General features: G+C 43.2%; 12 protein-coding genes and 1 pseudogene. 8 read left to right on the top strand and 5 right to left on the bottom strand.

Annotation, left to right across the window (positions count from 1 at the left end):
• The first annotated feature begins 59 nt into the window (after positions 1-59).
• Complete coding sequence (locus VS868_RS08005) at positions 60-1,958, top strand: amidophosphoribosyltransferase (RefSeq protein WP_345599785.1); 1,899 nt, start codon at positions 60-62, stop codon at positions 1,956-1,958.
• A 298-nt stretch (positions 1,959-2,256) separates the two neighbouring features.
• Positions 2,257-2,925 (top strand): annotated as a pseudogene (locus VS868_RS08000) (DUF2490 domain-containing protein).
• Between the two features lie 77 nt (positions 2,926-3,002).
• On the opposite strand, the gene VS868_RS07995 reads toward VS868_RS08000, so the two are convergent.
• The 5 genes from VS868_RS07995 to mce are packed head-to-tail and all read right to left on the bottom strand — an operon-like array spanning position 3,003 to position 7,104.
• On the bottom strand, positions 3,003-4,256 hold the full coding sequence (locus VS868_RS07995) for a sodium ion-translocating decarboxylase subunit beta (RefSeq protein ID WP_345599784.1): 1,254 nt from the start codon (positions 4,254-4,256) through the stop codon (positions 3,003-3,005).
• 42 nt (positions 4,257-4,298) lie between these two features.
• A complete protein-coding gene (locus VS868_RS07990; RefSeq protein WP_345599783.1) occupies positions 4,299-4,724 on the bottom strand; it encodes a biotin/lipoyl-containing protein in 426 nt (141 codons plus the stop codon).
• Between the two features lie 11 nt (positions 4,725-4,735).
• Positions 4,736-5,107, bottom strand: a complete 372-nt coding sequence (locus VS868_RS07985; RefSeq protein WP_345599782.1) for an OadG family protein — start codon at positions 5,105-5,107, stop codon at positions 4,736-4,738.
• A 10-nt stretch (positions 5,108-5,117) separates the two neighbouring features.
• Entirely contained in the window at positions 5,118-6,677 is a 1,560-nt protein-coding gene (locus tag VS868_RS07980; protein ID WP_345599781.1) for an acyl-CoA carboxylase subunit beta, read from the bottom strand.
• 16 nt (positions 6,678-6,693) lie between these two features.
• A complete protein-coding gene (mce, locus tag VS868_RS07975; RefSeq protein WP_345599780.1) occupies positions 6,694-7,104 on the bottom strand; it encodes a methylmalonyl-CoA epimerase in 411 nt (136 codons plus the stop codon).
• A gap of 871 nt (positions 7,105-7,975) precedes the next feature.
• Between mce and VS868_RS07970 the strand changes: the two genes are divergently transcribed.
• The 6 genes from VS868_RS07970 (at position 7,976) to VS868_RS07945 (ending at position 16,287) form a co-directional block, all read left to right on the top strand.
• A complete protein-coding gene (locus VS868_RS07970; protein WP_345599778.1) occupies positions 7,976-9,373 on the top strand; it encodes a methylmalonyl-CoA mutase subunit beta in 1,398 nt (465 codons plus the stop codon).
• A gap of 4 nt (positions 9,374-9,377) precedes the next feature.
• Positions 9,378-11,510 (top strand): methylmalonyl-CoA mutase, encoded by a 2,133-nt coding sequence (gene scpA, locus VS868_RS07965; RefSeq protein WP_345599777.1) that lies wholly within the window; start codon positions 9,378-9,380, stop codon positions 11,508-11,510.
• Between the two features lie 41 nt (positions 11,511-11,551).
• Complete coding sequence (locus VS868_RS07960) at positions 11,552-12,829, top strand: acetyl-CoA hydrolase/transferase C-terminal domain-containing protein (protein WP_266070864.1); 1,278 nt, start codon at positions 11,552-11,554, stop codon at positions 12,827-12,829.
• A 114-nt stretch (positions 12,830-12,943) separates the two neighbouring features.
• Positions 12,944-13,615, top strand: coding sequence for a succinate dehydrogenase cytochrome b subunit (locus tag VS868_RS07955; protein WP_345599776.1), 672 nt, complete (start codon positions 12,944-12,946; stop codon positions 13,613-13,615).
• The gene (locus tag VS868_RS07950; RefSeq protein WP_345599775.1) at positions 13,612-15,534 is read left to right on the top strand and encodes a fumarate reductase/succinate dehydrogenase flavoprotein subunit; all 1,923 of its coding nucleotides are present in this window, start codon (positions 13,612-13,614) and stop codon (positions 15,532-15,534) included. The genes VS868_RS07955 and VS868_RS07950 overlap by 4 nt, the downstream gene beginning before the upstream one ends.
• Positions 15,535-15,540: 6 nt before the next feature.
• Positions 15,541-16,287, top strand: coding sequence for a succinate dehydrogenase/fumarate reductase iron-sulfur subunit (locus VS868_RS07945; RefSeq protein WP_345599774.1), 747 nt, complete (start codon positions 15,541-15,543; stop codon positions 16,285-16,287).
• Positions 16,288-16,497 lie beyond the last annotated feature (210 nt).

The raw sequence follows: 16,497 nt of genomic DNA, 5'->3' as shown, positions 1-16,497 counted from the left end.
GTGCCCTGTAATTTCAGGGCTTTTTTTATGACTAAACCCGGGCCAAACAACAACAAGATATGAGTGATGCTTTAAAACACGAATGCGGAATTGCCCAATTGCGCCTACTCAAGCCATTAGAGTACTACAAAGAAAAGTATGGAACGGCATTTTATGGGGTAAATAAGATGTACCTCATGATGGAGAAGCAGCACAACCGGGGGCAGGATGGTGCCGGTTTTGCCAGTATTAAACTCAATACCCAACCCGGCGATCGCTATATAAGCCGTGTAAGATCTAATGCAGCACAACCCATACAGGATATTTTTGCTCAAATCAACGCACGCATTAATGACGAAATAAAGGAGCACCCCGAATATGCCGAGGATGTTGCCCTTCAAAAAAAGCATATTCCCTACCTGGGAGAGCTATTTTTGGGACATGTGAGATATGGCACTTTTGGAAAGAACAGCGTGGAAAGCGTTCATCCGTTTTTGCGCCAAAACAACTGGATGCACCGTAACCTTATTGTTGCCGGAAACTTCAATATGACCAATGTGCACCAGCTCTTCAACAACCTGGTAGAGTTGGGTCAGCATCCAAAAGAAAAGGCCGATACGGTTACTGTAATGGAGAAAATTGGGCATTTTCTGGATGATGAAGTTAGAAAACTTTACAAAAAACTTAAAACCGAAGGCTATTCAAAAGTAGAAGCTTCTCCCCTCATTGCCGAGCAGTTAAAAATTGGTAAGATCCTTAAAAAATCGGCAAAGAACTGGGATGGCGGCTATGCAATGGCCGGCCTCTTAGGGCATGGAGATTCCTTTGTATTAAGGGATCCTGCCGGGATAAGGCCCTGTTACTATTACTGTGATGACGAGGTGGTTGTAGTTGCTTCGGAAAGACCGGTGATACAAACAGTATTTAACGTAGATTTTGACAAAGTCAAAGAACTGCCACCGGGCCATGCAATTATTACCAAAAAGAACGGAAATGTGCGGATCAAGCAAATCCTTGAACCGCTGGAAAGAAAAGCCTGTTCTTTTGAACGCATCTATTTTTCCCGCGGAAGTGACTCCGAAATTTACCGCGAGCGGAAAATGCTTGGAAAGCTCCTGATGCCCGAAGTTCTTAAGGCCATAGACCACGATACCGTAAACACCGTTTTCTCATTCATCCCAAACACTGCGGAAACTTCCTTTTACGGCATGGTAGAAGCTGCACAGGATGAACTCAATAAACAAAAGAATGATACCATTCTTGCTGAAAAAGAGTCTTTGACCGATGCACGCCTGCAGGAGATCCTTAATCACCGTTTGAGAACTGAAAAGATTGCCATAAAAGATGCCAAACTGCGCACTTTTATTACTGAAGACAGTAGTCGCGATGACCTCGTGGCACACGTTTACGACGTTACCTACGGGGTGGTAAAACCTGAAGATAACCTGGTGATCATTGATGACAGCATTGTGCGTGGTACTACTTTGAAGAAGAGTATCCTTAAAATGCTTGATCGTACCAAACCTAAAAAGATTGTTGTAGTATCTTCGGCTCCGCAAATACAGTACCCAGACTGCTATGGCATAGACATGGCAAGGCTGGAGAACCTTGTGGCATTCCAGGCTGCTTTAGAGCTCCTTAAGGAAACAGATCAATATCAAATTGTAGATGAGGTCTATGAGAAGTGCAGGCAGCAGGTAGAACTTGATGACAAGGATGTAAAGAATTTTGTAAAAGAGATCTACGCACCTTTTACAAATCAACAAATCTCTGATAAAATTGCCGAATTGCTAAGCAATGATACTATTAAAGCTGAAGTGAAGATCATCTTTCAAACTGTAGAAAACCTTCACAAAGCATGCCCTCAAAACCTGGGAGACTGGTACTTTACCGGGGATTACCCCACCTTTGGAGGTAACAGGGTAGTAAACCGGGCGTTCATCAATTTTTATGAAGGAAGTACAGACAGAGCATATTAAAATAAGCTTTTTCTGCCACTCGTGAAGTCCATTGTGCAGTTTAACTAAAATTTATGTACTTCATCTAAAAAGCTATTGGAAACAAAGATTAATATCTACTTTTACAAAGCCATAACATAAGTAGGTTAAGTTCATGGTAGATTTGGGGCAAAAAAGGTGGATCTTTCCACCTTTTTTATTTTCAGCACTTTTCATCCCTTCCTAAATACTCTTTCCATTAGTCCAATTTAGCAAGGTAGGCCACTGTTAAGGCCGAAAAATAGCTTATTTTTATACTCCATATTTAAGAGTTATTACCATGCCCAAAAAGACCTTTTTTCTTCTCTCGTTTCTTTATACTATTTCACTTTCGGCACAAAACAAAGAGGATCTTTTAGGATCATGGACAGAAATTATTGGCCAGCATCACATTTCTGAAAAATGGAGCATTCCCACGGTGGCACTACTTCAGCATTACGAGATGCTTGATAAATTTCAGTTTATTATGCTGCGCAGCGGGGTCACCCATACCTTTTCAAAGAATTTTTCGGCTTCTGTGGGCTACGATTATGTCTATTCTGAAGCATTTTCCGAAGATAGTTTCACAATACAGCACAGGGTCTGGGAAGAAGCGACCTTAAAAACGCCATTTTTGAGCCCCTATATTGCTCATCGTTTTCGGCTGGAGTCTACCTAGAAAAGGCAGGAACCTCAATATGATCTTAGCCATCGCGTTCGTTACCGACTTAAATTTGACCGGCCTTTGTACAAAAGTTTATACTTTACGGCTTTTAATGAGGTGTTTATAAACCTGAAAGAGCCATATTTTAATCAAAACCGGTTCCATATTGGGCTTGGGTACAGCTTACATCAAGATCTAAAAATAGAAATAGGGTATTTAAAAAACCATTTTAGGCGCGCACATTACGACCGGTTAAGAGTGGGAATGGTTTTTAAGACAAGGTTCTTAGAACAAAAAGAACACTAAGCGGGAGAAAGAAAAGCGGCAGCAAAAGAAAGGGCTCCATGTATCTCGAAGCCCTTTCAATCAACTACCAATAGTTTCTACATTAAGAAACTAATCATAATACCAGCGGCAACAGCCGATCCTATCACACCACTAACATTGGGTGCCATGGCATGCATGAGCAAGTGGTTTGAAGGATCGCTTTTGATCCCTTCCTGTTGAACTACACGGGCACTATCAGGCACCGCCGAAACGCCGGCCGCACCTATGAGAGGATTTATTTTATTCTTTTCACTGAGGAATAAGTTCATGACTTTGGCAAAAAGGAGTCCGCCGGCAGTGGCAATGATAAAAGAAACTGCCCCAAGCGCGAATATTTTGATTGAACTCCCTGTAAGGAACACGCTTGCCTGTGTTGAAGCCCCCACAGTTACCCCCAGAAGAATGGTCACAATATCTATCATTTTTGTCCTGGCTGTATCGGCAAGACGGTCTGTAACCCCACTTTCTTTAAGTAAGTTTCCGAAGAAAAGCATACCAAGAAGCGGAATAGCCGATGGAGAAATGAAGGTGGTGAGCAACATCCCTATAATTGGGAATAAGATCTTCTCAGTTTTAGAGACAGCACGCGGTGGCTTCATTCTTATAAGCCTCTCTTTTTTGGTGATCAACAGCTTCATGATAGGAGGCTGAATTACCGGTACAAGAGCCATATACGAATAGGCCGCAATAGCAATACTACCAATTAATTGAGGCGCCAGTTTAGCCGAAGCAAAAATGGCTGTAGGGCCATCGGCACCACCAATGATAGAAATTGCTCCTGCTTCATGTACTTCAAACCCCAGGGCGATAGCTCCAATAAAGGTTCCAAAAACCCCAATTTGGGCAGCTGCGCCCAGCAACATGAGACGCGGGTTGGAAATGAGAGACGAGAAATCTGTCATGGCTCCAATCCCCAGAAAGATCAATGGAGGATAAATACCCTGGGTGACCCCGAAATAAAGATAATTAAGCACAGAACCAGATTCGTAGATCCCAACACCTGCCCCTGCAGGAAAAGGAATATTACCTAAAAGGATACCTGTACCTATGGGAATGAGCAATAGAGGTTCATAATGAAAGCGAATAGCCAGGAAAATAAATAACAGACCTACAGCTATCATGATGAAATTACCAAAGGTCGCATTCGCGAAACCGGTGTATTCCCAAAAGTGAAGCAGCCCTTCTGTAAGACCTCCTCCTTCTTTTGGTATGTTAGGAACTAAATCCTGAGCCATTAATTCTCCTCCCAAAAGGGTTGGGATGAGGTAAAGAATGCCCAGTACAACTATAACAGTTAATAATTTTTTCACAATCTTGTTTTTAGAATTAGGGAAAGATTTGTTGAAATAGGTCTATCCTATTACCAGGAGTAGATCATTCTGTAGAACAGCATCTCCTTCCTTAACTTTTATTTCCTTAATGACTCCTGCCTGGTCTGCCAACACATCATTCTCCATTTTCATGGCTTCAAGTATAAGCAGGGAATCTCCCTTGGCTACCGTGTCACCTTCCTTCACCTTCATCTTAAAGATACTGCCTGGCAGAGGTGCTTCTACGGGGAAACCTCCAGAGGAAGCTTTCTTCGCAATGTGCCCCTCTCCGGGTTGCCGCACTACGTTTTCCCTTACCAGCTTGGGTGTTTTAACACGCTTCTTTTCCTGGTGGACTTCCACCACGTATTCGGTTCCATTTACATGAATGGTAGCTTGTTCATCTTCAAACTCTTTGATATCAACCGAATATTTATTTCCGTTTATTGTAAAATCGAATTTCTTCATTTTTATATTCTTTACCGTGGGTTATTGTTTACTCCATAGATCTTAGAACTCCATGGAGAATAAGTGCGGGCAACTCTTTTAATAGTGATCACACCGCTTTCTTCATCGTGCTGCTCCTTAAAGTATAAATGTAGCGCCATTGCTATAGCAGCACTAATCTCTCCCGAGAGATAGCGTTCTTCTTCGGCGTTTCCATTTTCTTTATAACGTGATTTCTCTCTAACCTCTTTGATCTTTTTTCCGATCCCGAGATTAAGTATTTGCGGCATTTTCTTAAATACGAACATGAGCAGCAGGAGAGCAAGAAAGACAACGGTATAACCCACCCCTGTAATGATCCATATTTGTGACCAGTCTGTGGCCGATGTTGAAGCATATTCCATAGTTATTTATTTAAAGGGGGATATTACTGTGTTTCTTCGGCGGATTGGTGACTTTCTTTGTCTGTAGCGTCTGGAGGCCTCTAATGATCCTAAAACGGGTATTACGGGGTTCTATGACGTCATCTATATATCCATATGCAGCTGCCTGGTATGGATTCGCAAATTTCTGCTGATATTCCTGTTCTCTTTTAGCCTTGAATTCGGCTCTTTCTTCAGGATCTTTGATCGCACCCATAGCTCTTCCTTCAAGTACCTCAATAGCTCCTGAAGCTCCCATTACGGCAATCTCTGCCGATGGCCAGGCATAGTTAAGGTCTCCTCTAAGTTGTTTACAGCTCATCACATCATGCGCCCCACCATAAGATTTCCTCAAGGTGATAGTGATCTTAGGCACGGTAGCCTCACCATAGGCGAACATGAGTTTTGCACCGTGAATAATGATACCTGCATACTCCTGGCCGCTTCCGGGTAAAAATCCCGGCACATCTACCAGGGTGAGGATAGGAATATTAAAGGAATCGCAGAAGCGTACAAACCGTGCTGCCTTTCTTGAAGCATCACTGTCCAGCACACCGGCTAAGAAATTAGGTTGATTGGCCACTATACCTACAGATTGGCCGTCCATTCTTCCAAATCCCACGATTATATTCTTCGCGTAATTTCTGTGCACCTCTAAAAACTCACCTTCATCCACAACACTGTAGATCACCTCCTGCATATCGTAAGGCTGGTTTGGATTGTCGGGAATAATGGTATTTAAAAAATCGTCCCTTCTATCTATAGGGTCAGTACTATTTTGAATAGGAGCTTCTTCGAGGTTATTCTGCGGAAGGTAGGAAAGCAGCTTTCTTATTAACAGCAATCCATTTTCCTCTGTGGAAACCTTAAAGTGTGATACGCCCGATTTTGAGGCGTGAATATTGGCACCACCAAGATTTTGAACCGAAATATCTTCGCCGGTTACGGTTTTAACCACCTTTGGCCCGGTAACGAACATGTAGCTGTTCTCTTCGGTCATCATTACAAAATCTGTGAGGGCCGGTGAATAAACAGCTCCTCCTGCACAGGGTCCAAAAATGGCAGAAATTTGAGGGATTAATCCGGAGGCAAGGATATTGCGTTCAAAGATCTCGGCATATCCTGCAAGTGAAGTCACCCCTTCCTGTATACGGGCTCCACCACTGTCGTTAATTCCAATTACCGGTGCGCCGGCCTTCATAGCCATATCCATCACCTTACATATCTTCTGGGCAAAAGTTTCAGACAGTGAGCCCCCAAAAACGGTAAAGTCCTGTGAAAAGACGTAGACTACCCTGCCATCAATTGTGCCGTGGCCTGTAACGACTCCATCTCCCAGAATCTTATTTTCTTCCATTCCAAAATTGGTACACCTGTGGGTGACAAACATGTCGAATTCTTCAAAACTACCTTCATCTAAAAGGATTTCCAGACGTTCTCGTGCCGTAAGTTTTCCTTTTTCGTGTTGGGCATCTATACGTTTTTGTCCACCACCCAAACGGGCTATTTCCCGTTTCTGGATCAATTCGTTTACTTTATCCTGACTTGACATTTATATAATTTTTAAATTACTGTTGAGGTTGTTCACAGAGTTCTGTCAATACACCAAAAGTTGATTTTGGATGTAAAAAGGCAATATTGAGCCCCTCTGCGCCTTTTCGGGGAGTTTTATCTATAAGCTTTACTTCTTTTGTTTCCAGTTCATCCAATTGATGCTGAAGATCATTTACTGCAAAAGCCATATGGTGTACCCCCTGACCTTTTTTCTCGATAAACTTTCCAATAGGCCCATCGGGAGCTGTAGACTCAAGCAATTCAATTTTTGTTTGGCCTACTTTAAAAAAAGCCGTTTTGACCTTCTGGTCCTTCACTTCTTCTACAGAGTAACATTTTAACCCAAAGGTTTTTTCGTAAAAGGGGATTGCCTCTTCAAGGCTTTCAACAGCAATACCTATATGTTCTATATGCGTTGGTTTCATGGTTTATATAGTTTTAGTTTCACTTCAGTTTAGAGCAAAAAAAAATCGCACCCCTGCGATTTCTGTTTTTTACCGATAAAAAATATTTAACCCTTCTTCAGGAAGAGATAATTTACAATCTTCATCTTGATTCCATGGCAAAATTGGAGGTAACGCAATTCTTAATTGTTGGTAAGAAAAGCACAACTTAAACCAGTGGAAAATATGACTTAAAATGCGTATCATTTGATACTGTATAAATGTCCTATAAAGGTAACGAAACTTTAACTTTCACAGCCTCGAAAACCCCGGCAATTTTTTATAAATTAACGCAATCGTTGTAGTGATAGCAAGGCTTACCAAAGGGTCCGAATTAAAAATAACTGCGTAAAGATCGACCAATAATTTTTCTTAAAGAATGATTAAAATCATCCTCATTTTGATCCTTTTTCACAAAAGTTATAAGTAAATTTACTGGGAAGATTTGGCTGGTGTCTGGAGATAATAAAATGTTTCCACCAAGACAGAAGTAATGTTTTTATAAAGGGAAAAAATAGAAGCTGTGAGTATTTTTAAAAATCTTCTCTGCTTCTATAATTCCAACTGAATCTAAAAACAGACCGGTTAAAACTTTCACTTAAGATTTAGGTCGTGAACATCTTGTTCCATTTCAGCAGAGATCAATATCGGGCTACTACGAATTTTAGCCGGGACCAACTTTTGAAGTTACTCAACTTTCGAAAGCAAATGCTGGATACCTTAAGAATCAACAATATTTCATTTAAAGTAAATTTTTCAAAAAGATCCCTTAGGGATATCTATAGAACAGATTACGAGACAGTCCCGTAATCTCTCATGCAGCGATGCAATTACTTTCATTAAAACGATAAAAATGAAGGAATCATTATTTCAGGAATTTCCAGATGTTCCAGCTGAACAATGGAAAGATCAAATCAAACAGGACCTAAAAGGTGCCAGTTACGATGAGAAATTAGTTTTTAGATCTCTTGACGGGATCGAGGTACAGCCCTTTTATACTTTAACAGATGTAAAAGACCACATGCAGCTACCACCGCCACTTCCCTGGCGCATCTGTGAAAAGATCAATGTGACATCGGCCGGCGAGAGCAATACACAGGCCGCAAAAGCCCTTCAAAAAGGTGCAGAAAGCCTTTGGCTCCATATTTCTTCGGAAGATGTAGAACCCGATGTGCTTTTTGAAGGATTTAATTTAGAGAACCTGCAGGTTCATCTAAGTTTTTCATTCTTCTCTCCTGATTATGTTGAAAGGCTGAAGTCTTACTTCAAAAACAAAAATACTGAAGTATACCTGCAACTGGATGTTTTGGGCAATCTTGCCGTCACAGGAAAATGGTTTTTTGACCAAAAAAGAGATTTTAAGGTATTAAAATCTGTAACAGAAACAACACCATATTTTACTTCTACAGTAAGTGTGAACGGCGATCTGTATCAAAACGCAGGAGCCAGCATTCCGCAGCAACTTGCTTTTTCTCTTGCTCACATGAATGAGTACCTCAACTTAATGTGTCAAAAAGGGGAAAAACAAGATCAATTTCAGCCACAGTTCATCCTGGCTACAGGTAGCAACTACTTCTTTGAGATTGCAAAAATAAGGGCGCTTCGCCTGCTTTATGCTTCTTTGGCAAAAGAGTACGGGCTTCCCGAAACCTGCTTTATACTCGCGCAACCATCGCAAAGGGATAAAACCTTGTACGACTACAACGTGAACCTGCTTCGTTCCACCACTCAGTGTATGAGTGCTGTGCTGGGAGGTGCCGATGCTGTGAGTAATCAGCCTTATGACCTGCTTTTCCACAAAGACAGCTCATTTGGCAGGCGTATAGCCCGCAACCAGCTTCTTGTGATGAAACACGAGGCTTATTTCGATAAAGTAGCCAACCCGGCCGATGGGGCGTATTATATTGAACATCTAACCCACGAGTTTGCCGGTAAAGCCCTTGAGATCTTCAAGCAAATTGAAGAAGAAGGCGGCTTCCTGGAACTTTTGCTGAAAGGCGAGCTTCAAAAAAGAATAAAAGTGAGCGCCCAAAAGGAACAACAGCTTTTTGACGAAGGTAAGCTGGTTCTTATTGGCACTAACAAATTCGAAAATTCACAGGACCTCATGACGCAGGAACTGGAATTTGATCCTTTTGCAAAAACTTCTTCTGAAGATACTCTTATTGAACCTCTTTTCCCTGTACGCCTAAGCGAAAAGCTTGAACAGGAAAGACTTAAAAAGGAGCAGGGAATATTAACCGAAAGCTAAAACCATGAAAAGAAAATCACTTCAAAATATGACACTTTTGGAACCTGAGACAGCAACTCAAGTCGCTGCGGCTCCAAATGAATCAGGTAATCTGAAAGTTGCGGCCGAAGGTAGAAAAGTTTATGCTGCAAAAGATGTCAAAAACCTGGAGCATCTCAATTTTGCTGCGGGAATTCCGCCTTACCTGCGGGGGCCTTACAGTACCATGTATGTGATGCGACCCTGGACCATTCGCCAGTACGCCGGGTTCTCAACCGCCGAAGAAAGTAACGCCTTTTACCGCCGTAACCTCGCTGCGGGTCAAAAAGGGCTTTCGGTAGCCTTCGATCTTCCTACCCACCGCGGGTACGACAGTGACCACGAAAGAGTGGTGGGAGACGTTGGTAAAGCAGGGGTTGCCATAGACTCGGTAGAAGACATGAAGGTGCTCTTTGACCAGATCCCGCTAGACCAGATGTCGGTTTCCATGACCATGAACGGGGCGGTGCTGCCTATACTCGCGTTCTACATCGTGGCTGCCGAGGAACAGGGCGTAAAACCTGCACTGCTTTCAGGAACCATTCAAAATGACATTTTAAAGGAGTTCATGGTAAGAAATACTTACATCTACCCTCCTACTCCTTCGATGAAGATCATATCTGATATCTTTGAATACACTTCCAAAAACATGCCCCGCTTCAACAGCATCAGTATCTCCGGGTACCACATGCAGGAAGCAGGTGCTACCAGCGAGATCGAACTTGCATATACCCTCGCCGACGGACTCGAATACATCAGGAAAGGTCTTGAAGCCGGAATGGATATAGATAGTTTTGCACCAAGGCTTTCATTCTTCTGGGCTATAGGTTTAGATCATTTTACCGAGATCGCCAAGATGCGCGCAGCCAGGATGCTGTGGGCAAAACTGGTAAAACAGTTTAACCCGAAGAACGAAAAATCCCTTGCGCTTAGAACCCACAGCCAAACCAGCGGCTGGAGTTTAACCGAGCAGGATCCTTTCAACAACGTGGCACGCACCTCTATAGAAGCCGCAGCTGCTGCTTTTGGAGGTACCCAGAGTTTGCACACCAATGCCCTTGATGAGGCTATCGCCCTACCCACAGATTTCTCTGCAAGGATTGCCAGGAACACCCAGCTGCACCTGCAGCAGGAAACCCAGATCACCCGGACTGTAGACCCATGGGCAGGTAGTTATTATGTGGAAGAACTCACAGATAAAATAGCTCATAAAGCCTGGGAACTCATCCAGGAAGTGGAAGAATTGGGCGGTATGACCAAAGCCATCGAAGCGGGAATTCCGAAACTACGTATTGAAGAAGCCGCAGCCATTAAGCAGGCAAGGATTGACAGTAGCCAGGATATTATTGTGGGGGTAAATAAATACCGAAGGGACAAAGAAGATCCTATTGTTACCCTTGAAGTAGACAACCAGTCAGTGAGAAGGCAGCAAATTGAGCGGCTAAACCAACTGAAAGCCGAAAGAAACAATGAAGAAGTAAAACAAGCCCTTCAAAAACTTACCGAAGCAGCAAGATTGGGGCAGGAAAACCTACTGGCGCTGGCCGTAGATGCCTCCCGAAAACGCGCTACCCTTGGGGAGATAAGCGATGCTCTAGAAGAAGTTTACGGCAGGTACAAAGCACAGATAAAATCATTTAGCGGCGTGTATTCAAAAGAGATAAAAGACGATGCTTCCTTTAAAAAGGCAAGAGAAATGGCCGACAGGTTCGCGGAACAGGAAGGCCGCCGCCCAAGGATCATGGTGGCCAAAATGGGACAGGATGGCCATGACCGTGGCGCCAAAGTGGTATCTACAGGTTATGCCGATGTTGGTTTTGATGTAGACATAGGACCACTATTCCAGACCCCGGCAGAAGCTGCAAAGCAAGCCGTGGAAAACGACGTGCACATATTAGGAGTTTCTTCTCTGGCTGCAGGACACAAAACACTCGTGCCACAGGTGATCGAAGAACTCAGGAAATACGGCAGAGAAGATATTATGGTGATTGTAGGAGGGGTGATCCCTTCACAAGACTACCAGTTCCTCTTTGACGCAGGTGCCGTAGCCGTTTTTGGCCCCGGTACAAAGATTAGTGAAGCAGCAATAAAACTTCTGGAAATCCTTATTGAGGAATAAACCTTCAGAATTAATATTTACAAAAATTAAAATTCAGCATTATGAGAGATTCTCTTAACATAGTTTCCCCAGAAGAAGCTGTATCTCACGTAAAATCGGGAGATAGAGTCTTCCTGCACGGTGCCGCAATGACCCCCAATGTACTCATTGATACGCTTACCCAACGCTATCGTGAATTACAGGATGTGGAGTTTATTCATATTCATACTGAAGGGGCTGCACCTTACACGCAGCCTCCTTACAACGAATCCTTCAGGACCAACAGTTGCTTTGTGGCGGGTAATGTAAGGCAGGCAGTCAACTCCAGTATTGGCGCCTACATTCCTATATTCTTAAGTGAGATACATTTGCTCTTCCGCAGAAATATACTTCCGCTTGACGTGGCTTTCGTACAGGTTTCTCCGCCAGATGAACACGGTTATTGTTCATTGGGTGTTTCAGTTGATATCGCATTACCAGCAGTTCAAACTGCAAAAAAGGTGATAGCCCAGGTGAACCCCAGGGTGCCTCGCACTCATGGAGATGGTATTATTCACGTAAGCCAAATTCACGCAGCCATTGAAGTAGACCAGCCTATTCATATTCACGACATCCCGACACCTTCGCCTATCGAGCAAAAAGTGGGGGAATACGTGGCCGGACTGGTAGAAGATGGTGCTACGTTGCAAATGGGGATAGGAGGTATTCCAAATGTGGTGCTTTCTAAATTAATGAATCACAAGCGCCTCGGAATTCACACCGAATTATTCTCAGACGGGGTGTTGCCACTCATTGAAAAAGGAATTATCACCGGTGAAGAGAAAAAGATCAAAACCGGAAAGATCGTGACCTGCTTTGCAGCCGGAAGTCAGAAGTTGTACGACTATATTGATGATAACCCTGTAGTGCATTTTAAAGAAGCTGCTTACACCAATGATTCTGCTATTATAAGGCAGAACCCAAAGGTAACTGCTATTAACTCGGCTATTGAGATAGACCTAACCGGACAAATTTGCGCCGATACTATCGGAAAATATCATTTTTCGGGCGTGGGTGGCCAAATGGATTTTATTCGCGGTGCATCTCTTTCTGAAGGCGGTAAAGCCATTTTTGCCATGCCATCGGTGACCAATAAAGGGATTTCAAAGATTGTGCCTTCCCTCAAAGTAGGTGCAGGGGTTACCACAACCAGGGCTCACGTTCATTATGTAGCTACTGAATATGGGGTAGTCAATCTCTTCGGAAAAAACCTTAAAGAACGCGCCAAAGCCCTTATCTCTATTGCTCATCCCGACCATAGAGAGGAGCTTGAAAAAGCCTTTTTTGAGATGGCATATTGATTTCCTGATTTAAACAAATCAGACACTGAGAAACGGACAAACTGCTTCAGGAGTTTTTCTGAAGCAGTTTGCTCCCTTTCTTTATTCATTTTTTGACCGAAATTTCACTTAATAATGATATTCATAAAAAACTCCGTTACCCGAAAGAACCTTATGGCAATTACAGGATTGTTCTTGTCGTTCTTTTTAATCATTCATCTTTTAGGTAATTTACAGTTACTGTTGCCCGCAGCAGAAGCGCAGCTTCAGTACAACTCCTACAGCCATTTGCTAGGTGGTAACATCGTTATAAAACTTGTTTCGTACGTTTTATACCTATGCATCCTCCTGCATTCAATAGATGCCATCTACCTTTCTTTTAAGAAAAGAAAAGCCAATGGCACTTCATATTCCTATGACCGTCGTGGAAGAGCCAGTTCCTGGTATTCCCGAAATATGATGGCCCTGGGCATTATAATTTTTGTATTCCTGGTAATTCACTTTAAAGACTTTTGGTACCACTACAAGTTTGGTGAATTTCCGGTAGATACTAACGGGAATAAAGACCTCTACACCATTGTGGTTGTTGCTTTTGAACAACTCTGGTATGTTGTGCTATATATTGTGGCCATACTCGCTTTAGGTTATCACCTACTTCACGGCGTTTTTAGTGCTCATAGAACAATGGGAATCTATCACCCCATGTACAACCGAATTATAAACATAGTAGGAAAGTCCTTCGCTGTAATTATTACCATAGGATATATTATTATTCCTCTATTCCTCTACTTTAATCTACAATCATGAGCAAGACCTTAAAAGCACCAATTCCTGAAGGCCCTTTAGCCGAAAAATGGAACAACTATAAAGCAAAAGCCCGTCTTGTAAGCCCAAACAACCGTAAAAAACTAGACGTAATTGTAGTGGGCACAGGACTGGCGGGAGCCTCTGCGGCAGCATCTCTGGCCGAAATGGGGTACAATGTAAAAAGTTTCTGCTTTCAGGACTCCCCAAGGCGGGCACACTCTGTTGCTGCCCAGGGAGGCGTGAATGCAGCCAAAAATTATAAGAATGACGGTGACAGTGTGTACCGTATGTTTTATGACACTTTAAAAGGAGGCGACTTCCGCTCACGCGAGGCCAACACCTACCGCCTTGCCGAATGTTCTGCAAGTCTTATAGATCAGGCTGTAGCTCAGGGAGTACCTTTTGGTCGGGAATACGGCGGGTACCTGAGAAACCGCTCTTTTGGAGGCGTGCAGGTATCACGAACCTTTTATGCCAGGGGCCAAACGGGACAACAACTACTCCTGGGATCTTACCAGGCCCTATTGAGACAGCAGCATACGGGAAAAGTAAAGCTTTATGCGCGTCACGAAATGCTGGATGTGGTGATCATTGAAGGTAGAGCACGCGGAATTATAGCAAGAAACCTCGACACCGGCGAAATTGAACGTCACGGCGCCCATACTGTGGTACTGGCAACAGGAGGTTTTGGTAAGATCTACTACCTCTCTACCCTGGCTATGGGTTGTAATGCTTCAGCTATTTGGCGGGCTCATAAGAAAGGAGCCTACATGGCTAACCCCAGCTGGACCCAAATTCACCCAACAAGTTTGCCTCAAAGTGGGGAACATCAGTCTAAATTAACGCTGATGAGTGAATCTCTACGGAATGATGGCCGCATCTGGGTGCCCAAAGATAAAAATGAAACCCGTGCTCCCGGCGAAATTCCGGAAGAGGACAGAGATTACTACCTCGAAAGAAAATACCCGTCATTTGGAAACCTGGCGCCCCGTGATATCTCATCGAGAGCTGCCAAAGAGCAAATAGACCTGGGCAAAGGAGTGGGACCTCTCAAAAATGCCGTTTACCTCGACTTTTCCAGAGCTATTAATGAATATGGCAAAGACGTAATTGCCGAGCGATATGGCAACCTTTTCACCATGTACAAGAAAATTACGGGTATTGATGCTTATAAGGAGCCTATGAAAATCTCGCCTGCAGCCCACTTTTCAATGGGTGGTTTATGGGTAGATTATGAACTTATGACCACTGTTCCGGGACTTTTTGCCATTGGAGAAGCTAACTTTTCAGACCATGGAGCCAATAGACTGGGAGCAAATTCCCTGTTGCAGGCTTGTGTAGACGGATATTTTATTCTGCCTCATACCCTTCAGAATTACTTAGCCGATCAAATTAAAATTCCGAAGATCGAAATCAATCACCCGGCATTTGAAGAAAGTGAGAAACTGGTTAAAGACCAAATGCAGTCCTTTTTAAGCTGCAAGGGTAAAAAAACAGCCGAAGAATTCCATAAAGAGCTCGGAAAAGAACTCTATGATAAATGCGGACTACTCCGCACCAAAGACGGGCTTGAAAAAGCTATAGAGAACATTCGAAATTTAAGAGAAGAATTCAAAACCAATCTACTGGTACCGGGAAGTGCCGAAGAGGTGAATAGTGAGCTTGAAAAAGCCGGCCGGGTTGCAGATTATATGGAGCTGGCAGAGCTTATGTGCATAGATGCCCTTCACAGGGAAGAATCTTGTGGAGCCCATTTTAGAGCCGAATTTCAAACTGAAGATGGCGAAGCCCGGCGGGATGATGATAATTTCTGCTATTCGGCAGCCTGGGAATGGACAGGCAATGCATCTCAGCCAATTTTAAACCGTGAACCCCTGGTCTTTGATACCGTAAAACCAACGGTGAGAAGTTATAAATAGAAAGTTATGAAGATTACATTAAAAATATGGCGTCAACGTGACTGCCAGAGCAAAGGAGAATTTAAAGAATATCACCTGGATGAAGTAAGCAAAGACATGTCATTCCTGGAAATGCTGGATACCCTGAATATAAAATTAATAAAGCAGGGAGATTTACCGGTGGAATTTGACCATGATTGCCGCGAAGGTATTTGTGGGCAATGTGGGGTAATGATCAATGGAATTGCCCATGGCCCCTTAAAAAACACCACCACCTGCCAACTACACATGAGGTCTTTTAATGATGGAGACACAATTTACGTAGAACCTTTTAAAGCTTCGGCTTTTCCTATCGTGAGAGACCTGAAGGTGAATAGATCGGCGCTGGATCATATCATTACCTCTGGCGGATATGTTTCTGTAGACACAGGCCAGGCTCCCGAAGCCAACTCAATCCCCATCACTTTTGAACAGGCTGAAGCTGCTTTTGATGCTGCGGCTTGTATTGGATGTGGGGCTTGTGTTGCCAGTTGTAAAAATTCAAGTGCTGCCCTCTTTACAAGTGCTAAAATCTCACACCTGGCGCAGTTGCCTCAAGGGGATAAAGAGACCTCAACCAGAGTGGTGAGCATGGTGAACCAAATGGAAGAAGAAGGCTTTGGCCACTGTACCAATACCGAAGCCTGCGAGGTAGAATGTCCCGAAGGTATTTCGGTTCTCAACATCGCCAGGATGAACTACGAGTACAACAGGTCGAGGCTGATGAAAAAATAAATATCATTTAACTGTCAAGAAAAAGAGGGAGCTGTAAAAAGCTTCCTCTTTTTTTGTGCAGGTAAGTCAGGTTACTATAGGTTAAGCCAGCGAAGTAATTCAGTAGAAGACATTTTTGAAGCTTTACATCCCTAACTAACTGGTAAGTATTGAAGTATTAAAATGAAAAGGCCGTCTTAGAAATCTAAGACGGCCTTTTCGTGGTTAGAA

Origin of the sequence: Salinimicrobium sp. 3283s, from assembly GCF_039602225.1 — a bacterium.
GTDB classification, from domain to species: Bacteria; Bacteroidota; Bacteroidia; order Flavobacteriales; family Flavobacteriaceae; genus Salinimicrobium; species Salinimicrobium profundisediminis.
The sequence above is the reverse complement of the archived record's forward strand: the minus strand, read 5'-3'. Positions and strand labels throughout refer to the sequence as shown.